The organism is Flavobacterium sp. FG68 (genome assembly GCF_057808895.1).
This window is the reverse complement of record NZ_JBMDIY010000010.1, coordinates 1-13,442: the sequence shown is the minus strand read 5'-3', so window position 1 is coordinate 13,442 and position 13,442 is coordinate 1. Positions and strand designations below refer to the sequence as shown.

Genomic DNA, 13,442 nt, shown 5'->3' with positions numbered 1-13,442 from the left:
GTCAATTTAAAAACTGTGCAATTACTTTTAAAAATAGAATTATGATAACAATGAAAAATAAATCTCAAATAAAAACTGAAACTGAAGTTCAATTTAATCCGTTTTTACCTGAAATTGAAAGAGTAATTCAAACCACAAATTCACAGCAGGAAATATGGTCAGATTGTATTTTTGGAGGCAGTGATGCTAATAAAGCGTACAACTTGTCTGTTTCTATTAAATTGAAAGGCAACTTAATAATAGACACATTTGAGCAGGCCGTAAAAACATTAATTCAGCGTCATGAAGGCTTGAGATCTGCTTTTAGTCCAGACGGACGCTATATGTGTATTTACAGCGATATTGATTTTAAAATTTCACATAATAATTTTTCAGACCTTGATACAGCTGAAAAAGAACTTACAATAGAAACTTTGGTTAAAGAAGAAGTAAATGGACTTTTTGATCTTGTTAACGGCCCGTTATTCAGAATTAATTTGATTAAAATTGATGAATTTGAATATCTGGTAACCTTAACCATTCATCATATTGTTGGAGACGGACTAAGTGTCGATATTATATTAGAAGAACTTAGTATGCTTTATTCTGCTTATGTTGAAAATAAAAAACCAAACCTGCCAAATCCGGAACGTTTTAGTGAATATGCCGAAAAAGCAAATTCATTTATGGAAACAAATGAATACAAACAGCAGGAAAATTTTTGGCTTACTATTTATAAAGAATCGACTCCTACAATCGAATTACCGCTGGATTATCCAAGACCTTCTTTGCGAACTTATAATAGTAATCGTATTGATTTTCCTTATGATAATACGATGACCGATTCTTTAAAAAATATAGGAATAAGTGCTAATTGCAGTTTAGTGACTACGCTGCTTGCCGCATTTGAAGTTTTTTTATACAAAATCACGGGTCAAAATGATTTAGTTGTTGGGTTTCCTTCTTCGGGAAATACATTATACAATATGAAACAATTGGTTGGAGATTGTGCGAATTTGCTTCCTTTGCGCAGTAAAATTAATCCTGATATTACTTTTTTAGAATACCTAAAGCAAAGAAATTCTGAGTTATTTGATGCTTACGAAAATCAACAGGTAAGTTTTGGACATCTGCTTAAGAGTTTGACTATTGCGAGAGATTCTTCCAGAATTCCTTTGGTACCAGCCGTATTAACAGCTGATATGGGAAGGGATATAGAAAGTGATTTTTCATTTGCAGGTCTTTCTCATGAACTTAAAGTTAATCCTAGAGGATATGCAACTTTTGAGATTCAGCTTCATATTTTTAGAACTAAAAACGGGCCAGTATTTCAATGGTCGTATAATACTACTTTGTTCAAGCCGGAAACGATCAATCAAATGATGCAAACCTTTGAAGATATCATCCATAAATTAATAACTGGTGCAGATAAGCCTTTATCAGACATCCTTGGAAGTCATTATTTAGCTGATTATGAAGCTCTGAATAATACTGAAGTATCTTATCCGGATGTTTCCTTATCCGAGTTATTAAAAAAACAAGCCGAACTTACGCCAAACAATATTGCCTTAGAATTTCATGAAACAAAAACTACTTATCTTGAATTACACCAAAAAGTAAATCAATTAGCCCATTATTTAAAAGCACAAGGCGTTCAGTCCGGAGATATTATTGCGGTTTCTGTTTCGCGCAGTCCGGAACTGCTTTATACTTTGTTAGCCATAATGCAGTGCGGTGCGGCTTATCTTCCACTCGATCCTGAATATCCAAAAGGACGTTTGGAATTTATGCTGAATGATTCTGGAGCAAAAGTTTTATTGACCAGTAAAACATTATTTGCATCCTTACCATCATGGCCGCTTACACTTTTTATAGAAGATGCTATGGAATCCTTAAACCATTATGATGCATCACCATTGTCTTCTGTTGTGAGTCCGGATAATATGGCGTATATCCTTTACACCTCTGGATCAACAGGAAATCCAAAAGGCGTTCCTATTACGCATAAAAACTTAGTTAATTTACTTTGCAGTATGGCTTTAGAACCCGGTATTAGTGAAAACGACAGATTATTGTCGATTACTACTATATCTTTTGACATTGCGGGTCTGGAACTATATTTGCCGCTCCTTAAAGGCGCAACCTTAATATTTGCAGATCAGGAAACTGCGAGAGATGGACGACTTTTACTTGAATTAGTAAAAAAGGGAAATATCAGTTTTCTGCAAGCTACTCCCACAACATGGTCGATGCTTTTAGATTCTGGCTGGGATGAACCTTTATCGCTTAAGGCTTTATGCGGCGGTGAGGCAATGCCTGCAGATCTTGCCAAAGAACTTACAAGTAAATGTAATACGCTGTGGAATGTTTATGGACCAACGGAAACCACTATATATTCGGCTGTAAAACAGGTAAAAGCTGATGATACTTTAATCACTATTGGTAAGCCTATTGCCAATACACAACTTTATATCATTGATGAACAAGGGCAGCTTGTCGCTCCGGGAAAAGTTGGTGAAATTGCCATTGGCGGTGATGGTGTTGCAAAAGGCTATTGGAACAGACCTGAACTTACATCAGAAAAATTTATTAAAAATAGTTTTTCTATTAATAAAGAAAACATCATTTACCGTACAGGTGATTTAGGAAGATTACTTCAAACCAATGAAATCGAATGTTTAGGTCGTCTGGATCAACAGGTTAAAATTAGAGGACAACGTATTGAACCCGGTGAGGTAGAACACGCATTGCTGCAGCTTGACGGTGTAAAAAATGCTGTTGTATTGGCTAATGAAAACTTTCTTATAGCTCATGTTGTTCCTGATTCCAGTATAGAGGACGCAGAAATTAAAATTCCTTTATGGCGCGAAACTTTGGCCACTCGCCTGCCTGCACAATTAATGCCGCATGATTTTAATCTATTGGAGAAAATACCAACAACACTTAACGGCAAAATTGATCGCAAAGCATTATCACAATATAAAACAAGCAAAATAATTGAATATACTGCTCCACGCACAGAGGAAGAAAGTATTGTAGCGGCTATTTGGAAAGAAAGCCTTGGTTTAGAAAATATCGATATTTTTAGTGATTTCTTCGAAATGGGCGGACATTCTATTAAGGGAGTAAAAGTCATGATCGAAATAGAGAAATATACCGGAAAACGAATTCCGCTATCAGCATTATTTAAATATTCGACTGTTGAGAAATTTGCCAAACTTTTGAATACGGGTACCGAAATTTATTCTGATTGTTTAGTTCCAATAAGCCCAAGCGGACATAAAGTGCCTCTTTTTATTATTCACGGTGCCGGACTTAATGTTTTAAATTTTGTCAATTTGAGTAAACATTTTGATGAAGATCAGCCTATTTATGCCATTCAGGGTATTAAGCCTAAAGGTTTTGACGGATGGTACGAATCCATTGAAGCTATGGCTGCGCATTATATTGATGCTATTATAAAAGTAAACCCAAAAGGGCCTTATGCTTTGGCAGGCTTTTCTTTTGGCGGAATTGTAGCTTTCGAAATGACCCGTCAATTAAAGGAACAAGGACGAAAAGTAAGCTTAACGGCATTACTGGACTCTTATGTGGATTCTTCTTATTATTATGGAAGTTACAGACGCAAACAACTCGTTAGATACTTTGATATTACACACAGAAGATTAGACTTTTTAAAGGAAATGTTATTGAGCTGGAAAGCTTTTAAAATGCGTATTAATGGCAAAAAAGAATATATCCTGAAAAGGCATTTTGGTAAAAAAGATGAAATGACCGAACAGGAAGAACTGGCGCTAAAAGAATTTATTGAAGCTGACAGCATGGTTAAAAAAATTGTGGATCGTTACCACCTTAAACCGCAAAACTTTGAAGTTGATTTATTTCGCTCTAAAGATGACATTAATTACAGACTTGACCCAACACATCTTGGCTGGAAAAAAGCTGCGCTGGGAGGCGTAACCATTCATAATATCTCTGGGAATCATTTAGACATTGTAGCCCCGCCGAATGATGTATTTTTAGCGAGATTACTTCAAGAAATCTTAGATGAAAAAAATGAAAACATCTAAGCTCTTTATCTCTTTTTCTGATATAAAGGGCGTTACTTTGGTTTCTGGTAAAGAATATTCTTTAGATACTAGTGATATTATCATATATAGTATTTATCTGCCCAGTTTCATTGAGCTTAAATCTAATTTATCGCAGTTTCTAAATTCTCCTGAACTCAAAAAAGCAAAACGCTTTTATAAGGAAATTGACCGGGACCGATTCATTATATACAGATCGATTTTAAAACTTATTCTAGGAGCTTACACTAAATCAGATATAAAAAATATTCATCTTGATTATGACTTTAATAAAAAACCATATCTAGCCTCACACCCGTGGCTGCACTTCAATATCTCGCATTCGGAAGATTATGCGGCGATAGCGGTTTCACATAAAAAAGTGGGGCTGGATATTGAATTTTTATCTAAAGATTTTAAATTCACAAACCTGCTTCCGGATATCTTTGATGATCACGAAAGATTATTGATTCAGAATGCTGATGATAAAAAAACCACTTTTTATACGTTATGGACACGGAAAGAAGCCTTTGTAAAAGCTTTAGGAAAAGGAATTGATGAGGATTTCAAATATATTCCCTGCACAGACGGACAGCATAATTTAGAATTTAAACTCGTAAAAAACACGCAGAACTGGCAGGTATATAGTTTTGATTTTGCCGAGCAGTATCTGGGCGCAGTTTCCTATGAAGGGCTTCCAACAACTTCAGACAATTTGTTATTATATATGATTCCTGATAGTATGGAAAATTTACTGGAAATGACCCAAAAAAGAAATTACTAATATTCTGTTTTAATATTTTCTGCAGTTTTATAAGATTTGAAAAACTTATAAGCTCTTTTTTCTGCATAAGAATAAGTTGAGTTTCGCAGCGGAAAAGCGCAGTGTCCGCCATACTTTGGCGTTTCCAGATAAACATATTCGCTTTCTTGCGCTATGGCTCTTGGATAACATCTTTCACCTAAAAATGGATCATCAAGAGAATTAATAATCAAAACCGGAGTAGTAATATTTTTAAGCGAAAATTCAGGAGAAACCTGCTGATAATAATCGTCACGGCTTGCAAAACCATGCAGCGGTGCAGTAAAATACTGATCAACCTCATCAAAAGAAGTAATTTTATCAATTTGATCACGGTTTATAAAATCAGGAAATTGCGCCGCTTTGTATTTTAGTTTTTTCTTAATATCGATTGTAAAGTTCTTTAAATACACTCTGTTAAAGCCTTGTTTCAATATCTCGGCACTTGTTGCAATATGCGTTGGCACAGAAATAGAAACTCCGGCTTTTATACGTTCATCGATTTTTGTCCATCCAAAATAATTCAGAAGCTGAACTCCTCCCATTGAATATCCAATCATATAAACATCTTCGAATCCTTTTCGTAAAACAAACTGAACTACCTCATCCAGATCATCAACTGCTCCGTGATGGTACAATCTTGGCAAACGGTTCATTTCTCCTCCGCAAGTGCGATTATTCCATGCAAAAACAGAAAAACCTTTCTGCTGAAAATAAGCCGCGCAGCTATTATTATAAGTTCTTCGGGAATCCCCTTCTAAACCATGACACAGGATTACTGCTTTTTTGGGATCATTTATAATAAAATCAATATTGATAAAATCTCCGTCCTTCAACTCCAGTTTTTCTCTTGTATATCCTGGAACATCAAACTTTTTAAACAACGCAGCATAAATAGTCGAAACGTGCCTGTTACGATGAATAATAGAAGGAAAATTATATTCTGATTGTTCAATTACCGGCATGATTAAAAGTTTTTGAGTGGTTATACAAATCTAAGAAATGTATCAATATGTAATTAAAAACTTTCTTTTTTTATTTTATTAAAATGAAAAAATATTAAAAGAAATATAACGGAAACAATCTCGTGTTTACAAGTATTAAAAAAATAAAAAACACTCGATTTGAGTGTTGATTTTTGTGAATTTAAGTTATCAAATCCAAACTTTTTAAATTTTATCAATTTCATTTTGAGCAACTTAAAATAAACGATCGTAAATCATCGCTAAATAATTTTCCGGTATTTCCTAAATACAACATATGCCCGGATTCGTATTCTTTAAAAATAACTCTGTCTGCAGAAAATTTTGCTTTTTCGGTCGTTTTTTTAGCATAACCTACCGGAGTAGCTAAATCATAACTTCCTCCCGCTATGAATACTTTTAGTTTTGGAGTTCTTCGTAAAACAACATTTAAATCGTCGGTAAAATCAGGGCCTTCTTTAGTTTCTTTTCGTGACCATTGCCATTGAAACGAAATATTTTTCCAATCAATAGTTCTATACGGATCCTGAATGTCAATGTTTAATTTTGAAGCTAATAATTCTCTAAATGCGGCAGTATATCCGGGAACATATCTCGCCATTGAAGGATCGTCTGCAACCGGATCATTACCAGAATGCTCCAGCGGAAGATTGTATCTTGTATCGTATAATCCAATTTGTAAATTTTCTTTCGACAAAAGACTGTCTGCGAAAATTTTGGGAGCTATTTCAAGAGTTGATGAAAAAAAATCTTTAGACAATCCTGTGTATTTGCAAAGTTTTTCAACTATAACATTTCTTTCTTCTACCGAAAGTTTTTGCTGATTGTCCAGTAAAAGTGCATTCAAATACTCTTTTTCTGCAAATGCTGAAACTTCCTTTTGAAATTCTCCGTAAGATAACGTTTTGTCTATTTTATTATAATACCAGGCTGTTTTTGCTAAAGTCGGAAGTAATGATACTGCTCTTTCTAATTTTGCATCTGTTGTTAACTTTTTTAAAGGCGATTCCAGTGTAGTTCCCAGCATAATAATACCGTTTAATGTAATGCATCTCATTATACCAGAATACGTTACTCCACCCATAAGTGCTCTGGGAAGAACTGAAACGCGTTGACTTCCATAGCTTTCTCCAATAAGAAACTTTGGCGAATTCCATCTATTATTTTTTATCAGCCACTTTTCTATAAATTGCGCCATTGATTCAGCATCCTGATCTACTCCATAAAAATCTTGCGGTGTACCGGGAGAAATAATATGACTAAAACCAGTTCCCACAGGATCGATAAAAACTAAATCTGCTACGTCGAGCAAACAATCTTTATTAGCTTCTAATCCAAATGGTGGTACATTTGAAGAATTAATTTCTGGAGTCAATTTTACTTTCCACGGTGCAATACTACTCAAATGCAGCCAAATAGAAGACGATCCCGGACCGCCATTAAATACAAAAATGACAGGTCTGACTTCTTTATTTTTATTTTGTTTTATATAGGAAAAACTAAACACACTGGCTATAACTTTATTATCATCATTTTTAAGAAATATTTCATCTGCTATTACCGTAAAATTTAAAGGCTTTCCGTTAATATCAATAGTATGTTTTGTACTGAAGAAAAGCGGTTTTTTAATCAACATTTCTTCCTTTGCATTTTCCTGACTAAAAAGGGATAATGACACTAAAGAAAAAAAAGTGATTAAAAAGAATCTTGCAATATTTGGCATGAAATAATTTATTTAAATGAGTAACAAAATTCGATTTATTTTTTTGAAAATTCCCGTCTAATTCTACTTAATGATGTATCGGTAACATTTAGGTAAGAAGCGATTTGTTTGAGCTGGGCAAATTGAAATACTTCTTTATTGGTTGTAATAAGATTTTCATATCGGGCTTCACCACTAAGATTAATTAATTCCAGCGCACGTTTTTTAAACATCATATATTCTTTAGCCAGCATTTTTACTCCATAAGCCCTAAACTCAGGAACCGTATGCAGTAATGCGTTTAATTGATCATAACTGATGGCAAAACCTCTGCAATCTGTAACCGCTTGTATATTCTCAGATGATTTGGTTTTTAAGTAAAATGACGACACTTCAAATACCACACTATCTTTTTGATAAAAATTTGTAGTGATTTCATTTCCATCAATATCATGTGTAAACGCTCTCATAAAACCGCTCTGCAAAAAGAAATAATGTTCATTTATTTTTCCTTCTCTCAGAAAAAATTCATTTTTTTCAACAGTAATTTCTTCAAAAAATTCTACCACCTCATCTAAAGTACGGTCTGGAAATGGTAAATTTTTTATGATGTAATTTTTTAGTCCTTGTTTGTCCATTGGTTTCTTAGTTAATATTATACTCAACAGCTTCTTTACAAGACCGTTGCAGGTCAAAAATAATCAATTACCTAATAATTAGATAAAACACAATCTCAAATCACCTGAAAAAAAAGACACTATTAAGGGACAAATGAGAGACATTTTTTCTAAATATTTGAGAGATAAGAGTATAAAGTTATATCATTAGGAAGTTTTATCTTCGAAATAATTCTCTCTTTTCTTTTTTTACTTGCATATATTGTTATACTCAACAGATTTGAAATCTCTTTAGTCGTTAAATTCATATAGATATAAGCAATATAGCGCATATCATTTGAGGTTAATGCAGGATGCAGTTTTCGAAGTCTTGCCAGAAAACCGGGATTTACTTCTTCAAAATGAAAAACAAATGTTTCCCATTCATTATCGCTTTTTAAATAATCTTTTAAATGTTTAATATGAATATCCAAAGTGGAGATTTTTGAAAGTTTTGGAATATTTTCTATAGACATAATCAAATTATTGATAAGCTGATTTCTGCCCGAAAGATATAATGCTCTCGCAGAAAGCTTCCTGTTTCTCAATTCAATTTCTTTTTTGAGTAATTCCCTTTCATTATTCATTTCACTAATTTGCTTTTCAAGTTCCAGATTTCTCCTTTGGGCTGTTAGCTTTTTTTGTCTTTGTATCAGGATCAGAAGTATAGAAATGACTAAGATTATTATATTTATTGAATAACAAAATTTATGTTCTTTTTGCAATTGCATAAACCAATCGTTTATTGTTTTTTTTAAACCGGTTACTGCTGCCATTTCTTTTACCATCATCTCAAAACAATAGCCCAGCAACCGGTTTTTATTTATAAATTATATACTTCAATTTGATTTTAATTCAATAAGAATGAATTTACTTCCTGAGAAAAATCTTTAGAATACTGAAAAATCCCGCCATGACCTGAATCACTCCAAAGTACTAATTTTGCATTCTGAATATTCTGAAGCATTATATAAGAATTGATCGAATCGACCATATTATCTTGATTTCCATTAACAATAAGTACAGGCTGCTTAATAGCTTTAAGCTGTGTGTTGTTTTCATCTGTTGCTAAACCATAGTTTATAATAGCTTTCGCCTGGCTTGCAATTGTATCCTGACTCGTTGGGGAATCTCTGTCTATTTTTCTTTCAGATAATCTTTCTAAGAAAGCCTCACCCGCTTTGATACTGCTTGGCGTTTTGCTGAAAAACAGGTTAATCAGTACTCTGTCTGGTCCATCAACAAAAGCTTTTTCTAAATGCGACTCCAGTTGCGCAATTGCTTTTCCTCCTATCGATCCTGTACCTGCCAATATAAGTTTATTCACCAATTCCGGATAATTTGCCGCTATCTCCTGCCCTATAAAGCCGCCAAGAGAAAAACCTAAAATATTAACCTTATTGTAACCTAAAGCGCGGATAAAATCTACAGCATCTTTCGCCATCTCTGTTACATTTTCAGGAGTAATCCCGTTTGAACTCCCAACACCTCTGTTGTTAAATAATATTACCGGATAGTTACTCGCAATTGCATTTGTAACTTCAGGATCCCAATTGTCCATGTTTCCGGTAAAGTGTTGTAAAAAAATAACTGGTATGCCTTCTTTCTTTCCAAAAGAGCGGTAAGTAAAATCGGCTCCATTTACGTTTATAGATTTTGTCGGCGCTGTTTTATGATTGAATTCGCCTAATGCTAAAATATTTTCTTTTGTTTCCATTTGTTTTTAGATATTATTTATAATTGAGATAAGAACAATTATTTGCCGCTGAAAGCTTAATTCAAGTTTGTTATTGACTAACAATGATTCTTACCTGTCTATTTAATTTAAGCTAGATTTATTTTGTTTCTACAGCAATGATTTGAGCCAAAACATGTGGGAACATGATGAAAGGTGTGTGACTTGACGGAAGCGCATATAATCTTTCGATGCCCGCATCTTTTGTCATTTTTTGCTGAAGCGTATAACCTATTGTATGGTCATTTAAAGTGTAAACAAATACTTTATTAATTTTCCCAAATTTAGCCTCGGTCAAAGTTACCGGAGTCGCTAAAGGAGCTAATGGCTCTGCTTTTAAATTATTACTTATATAATCAGCAACTTGTTTTGGAGCATCTGCAAGGAAAACATCAGCAATACCTTCTTTTTTTATACTTGCAATTCCTGCTTTCTCATCTACAATAAGATTTTTTCCAACGTGACTTTCTCCATCAGTTTGTGCAAGAGATAATAAGCTTTCTCCATTTTTTGGTACGTAAGCTGCAATGTAAACTACCTTTTTTATTTGAGGTGCAATGTCTTCTGCAACCTGACTTGCTACAATTCCGCCAAAGCTATGCGCAACAAGCACTACATTTTGTTTGTTTCCAATGGCCTTTTTCACATCCTCAACATAAAGCTTTAAACTAATAGTTGAAATTACTGTATTATCGCTTCCATGTCCCGGAAGGTTAACAGAAATAACAGAGTTTCCACCAGCAGTTAAATCTTCTGAAATATGCTGCCAATCATTTGATGACGACCATGCACCATGGATTATTACAATTGTGTTTTCGTTTTTAGCTTTGCTCGTTTGTGATGAAGCTGTAATACTTGTAAGCAATAGCATTGCTATTAATAAAATTGACTTTTTCATGATATATATTTGTTATTTGTTGATAATTAGTTTACTGCGATTTTTGTTAAGATTGATGACAAGTCATCTGGTTTTGAAAGGAATGGGCTATGTCCTGTATTTATTTCGTATACCGATTCAACTTTGTTAGCTGAAATCATTTTGTTTTGTAAATACGGTGACACAACATGATCCTGTAAAGTTTTGATGTAAACCTTTTTAACTGATCCAAAATTATTGTCGGTAAGCATTACAGGATTAATGAATGGAGTTAAAGGTTCTGTTCTGTAGTTTTTCAACACAAGGTTTTGAATTTCCGGAGTACCATCCTGAATAAAAAGATTAACGATCTGGTCCTCTTTTACATCTACAATACCCTGATCATAATGAAAAATTAGATTGCCAGTGATTCCAAGTTGAGAATCAGGATCCATGTGTGCCAACTGATCTAATGTTTGACCTGAAACCGGTAAATAAGCGGCAACATATACCAGTTTTTCAATTTTCTCAGGCATAGCTTCTGCGACAGAAGAAATTATCATACCGCCCAAACTATGACCTACTAAAATTACTTTCCCGTCTATTGTTGAAAGTGCGTTTATTACTTTTTCTTTATAAACGTCCAGCGTTATTTGGCTTGGAGGAGTTTGGTCAGCGCCATGGCCCGGTAATTCGACAACAACTACTTTGTTTCCTTGTTTTTCCAGATTAGTTTTAACTGCCTGCCATACAAAGGGAGCCTGCCATGCGCCATGAACGAGTACATAATTTTTAGGTTTTTCAGGCTGTGGCTGTGCATCATCATTTGAACAAGATGATAATATTATGACACATACGGCCATGACGAATTGAATCAATTTGAATTTTTTCATGATTGTAATTTTTAAATGTTATTTATGTTGTGAAATGTGTTTTACTTAGCTTCTAAGGCTATAATTGAGGATAGTATTTGAGGAAATACTATAAATGGAGTGTGACTTGAAGGAAGTGAGTAAATTCTTAAGATTCCTGCATCTGCAACCATTTTTTGCTGAAGTGAATAGCCAATAGTATGATCATTTTGACTGTGAAGATATACCTTAGAAACTTTACCGAAATTAGCATCAGTTAATGTAACCGGAGTAGACAATGGAGCTAAAGGTTCTGGTCGTAGATTATTAGTTACATATTCTGCTACTGGTTTTGGAGCATCGGCTAAAAAGACGTCTGTAATTGCTTCTTTAGTTATAGAAGCAACTCCCGCTTGCTCATCTACAATAAGATTTTTACCTACATGACTTTCTGAATCCATTTGTGCAAGTGACAGTAAACTGTCTCCATTTTGAGGAACAAAAGCAGCAATGTAAATTAGTTTTTTTATTTGCGGAGCAATCAGCTCTGCTACTTCACTTACTACTATTCCGCCAAAACTGTGACCAACAAGGGTAACATTTGTTGTGCTGCCAATAGCTTTTAAAACCTCGTATACATAAAGTTGCAAACTAATATTCGATACGGGTGTTTGGTCAGTTCCATGACCAGGAAGATTTACAATAATTAAATTGTTTTCTGGAGAGTTAAGATAACCCGCAACATGATGCCAGTCATTAGCTGATGACCATGCTCCATGAACAATTACAATTGTGTTTTTACTGTTTGATGATGAAGAATTTAATTCGTTCTGTGTGTTTGTTTTTTCGGTTTCCATAATATTTGTTTGTTTAATACTATGCAAAGAAAGAGCGAATAAAACCTGTGGCACTTGTCTTGTGACAAGTAATGAAATTGTGGCTGTTTTTTTTGTTTTACTATTTAAACAAAGCTTAGACTATTAAGGATTCTTGCCATAAAAAAAGCTTGTAAAGTATAATTTTACAGGCTTTTTAATATTTATTTTGACCGCGGAGGGGTTCGAACCTTAGACCCTCACAATTAAAAACTGGAAAATTCAATTCAGTTCAACTATTCCTTTAATTCGTTTATTAACTTTTCAACTCGTACTCTACTTTTCCATTTTTTAACTTCCAATTCACGTTTATAAGCTAATGATTTAGTTTCAAATTCTTCAAAGTAAGTTATAGTCCAATCTTTTGCTTTTCCAGTAAATCCAGAATGATTTGATAAATGTTTGCGTAATCTTTCCTCTAAACTTTGAGATGTGTTACCAATATAATATTGATCTAATGAAGTTGAATATAAAATATAGAAGTAATTCATCTAATTTATAATTAATGTAAAAATCAAAAAATGAATGTGAACGCAGAAGGATTTGAACCTTCGACCGTCCCCGATTGAAATCGGGATACTCTTTCCACTTTAGCTACGCTACTAAAAACCAATCTAATGCAAAAACAAAAAAGCCACTCGATTTGAGTGGCTTTTGATGTGAACGCAGAAGGATTCGAACCTTCGACCGTCCCGATTGAAATCGGAATACTCTTTCCACTTGAGCTACGCTACTAAAAACCAATCTAATGCAAAACAAAAAAGCCACTCGATTTGAGTGGCTTTTCGTGAACGCAGAAGGATTCGAACCTTCGACCGTCCCGATTGGAAATCGGGATGCTCTATCCAGCTGAGCTACGTTACTAAAAACCAATCTAGTAGAAAACAAAAAAGCCACTCGATTTGAGTGGCTTTTCGTGAACGCAGAAGGATTCGA

General features: G+C 34.1%; 11 protein-coding genes. 2 read left to right on the top strand and 9 right to left on the bottom strand.

All coding sequences use genetic code 11. The features are described 5' to 3' along the window. Window positions 1-41: 41 nt before the first annotated feature. Together ACODSB_RS08300 and ACODSB_RS08295 are read left to right on the top strand one after the other, a co-directional pair. Entirely contained in the window at window positions 42-4,049 is a 4,008-nt protein-coding gene (locus ACODSB_RS08300) for a non-ribosomal peptide synthetase (protein WP_488936700.1), read from the top strand. Beyond that, on the top strand, window positions 4,036-4,830 hold the full coding sequence (locus ACODSB_RS08295; RefSeq protein WP_488936699.1) for a 4'-phosphopantetheinyl transferase family protein: 795 nt from the start codon (window positions 4,036-4,038) through the stop codon (window positions 4,828-4,830). The genes ACODSB_RS08300 and ACODSB_RS08295 overlap by 14 nt, the downstream gene beginning before the upstream one ends. On the opposite strand, the gene ACODSB_RS08290 is transcribed toward ACODSB_RS08295, so the two are convergent. The 9 genes from ACODSB_RS08290 to ACODSB_RS08250 form a co-directional block, all read right to left on the bottom strand. Beyond that, on the bottom strand, window positions 4,827-5,813 hold the full coding sequence (locus tag ACODSB_RS08290; RefSeq protein WP_488936698.1) for a YheT family hydrolase: 987 nt from the start codon (window positions 5,811-5,813) through the stop codon (window positions 4,827-4,829). The two genes, ACODSB_RS08295 and ACODSB_RS08290, sit on opposite strands and share 4 nt — an antisense overlap. Window positions 5,814-6,033: 220 nt before the next feature. Then, window positions 6,034-7,554 carry a S10 family peptidase gene (locus ACODSB_RS08285; RefSeq protein WP_488936697.1) on the bottom strand — a complete coding sequence of 507 codons (1,521 nt, stop codon included), beginning with the start codon at window positions 7,552-7,554 and terminating at the stop codon, window positions 6,034-6,036. A 35-nt stretch (window positions 7,555-7,589) separates the two neighbouring features. Then, window positions 7,590-8,171: a Crp/Fnr family transcriptional regulator gene (locus tag ACODSB_RS08280; protein ID WP_053470240.1), complete on the bottom strand. Its 582-nt coding sequence runs from the start codon at window positions 8,169-8,171 to the stop codon at window positions 7,590-7,592. Between the two features lie 149 nt (window positions 8,172-8,320). Further along, window positions 8,321-8,776: a helix-turn-helix transcriptional regulator gene (locus ACODSB_RS08275; RefSeq protein ID WP_123924566.1), complete on the bottom strand. Its 456-nt coding sequence runs from the start codon at window positions 8,774-8,776 to the stop codon at window positions 8,321-8,323. A gap of 263 nt (window positions 8,777-9,039) precedes the next feature. Then, window positions 9,040-9,906, bottom strand: coding sequence for an alpha/beta fold hydrolase (locus ACODSB_RS08270; RefSeq protein ID WP_488936696.1), 867 nt, complete (start codon window positions 9,904-9,906; stop codon window positions 9,040-9,042). Between the two features lie 118 nt (window positions 9,907-10,024). After that, the gene (locus tag ACODSB_RS08265) at window positions 10,025-10,822 is read right to left on the bottom strand and encodes an alpha/beta fold hydrolase (RefSeq protein ID WP_488936695.1); all 798 of its coding nucleotides are present in this window, start codon (window positions 10,820-10,822) and stop codon (window positions 10,025-10,027) included. Window positions 10,823-10,848: 26 nt separating this feature from the next. Beyond that, window positions 10,849-11,673 (bottom strand): alpha/beta fold hydrolase, encoded by an 825-nt coding sequence (locus tag ACODSB_RS08260; protein WP_488936694.1) that lies wholly within the window; start codon window positions 11,671-11,673, stop codon window positions 10,849-10,851. A gap of 41 nt (window positions 11,674-11,714) precedes the next feature. Continuing rightward, window positions 11,715-12,488: an alpha/beta fold hydrolase gene (locus tag ACODSB_RS08255; protein WP_488936693.1), complete on the bottom strand. Its 774-nt coding sequence runs from the start codon at window positions 12,486-12,488 to the stop codon at window positions 11,715-11,717. Between the two features lie 254 nt (window positions 12,489-12,742). Continuing rightward, complete coding sequence (locus ACODSB_RS08250; RefSeq protein WP_488936692.1) at window positions 12,743-12,997, bottom strand: GIY-YIG nuclease family protein; 255 nt, start codon at window positions 12,995-12,997, stop codon at window positions 12,743-12,745. Between the last annotated feature and the right edge of the window lie 445 nt (window positions 12,998-13,442).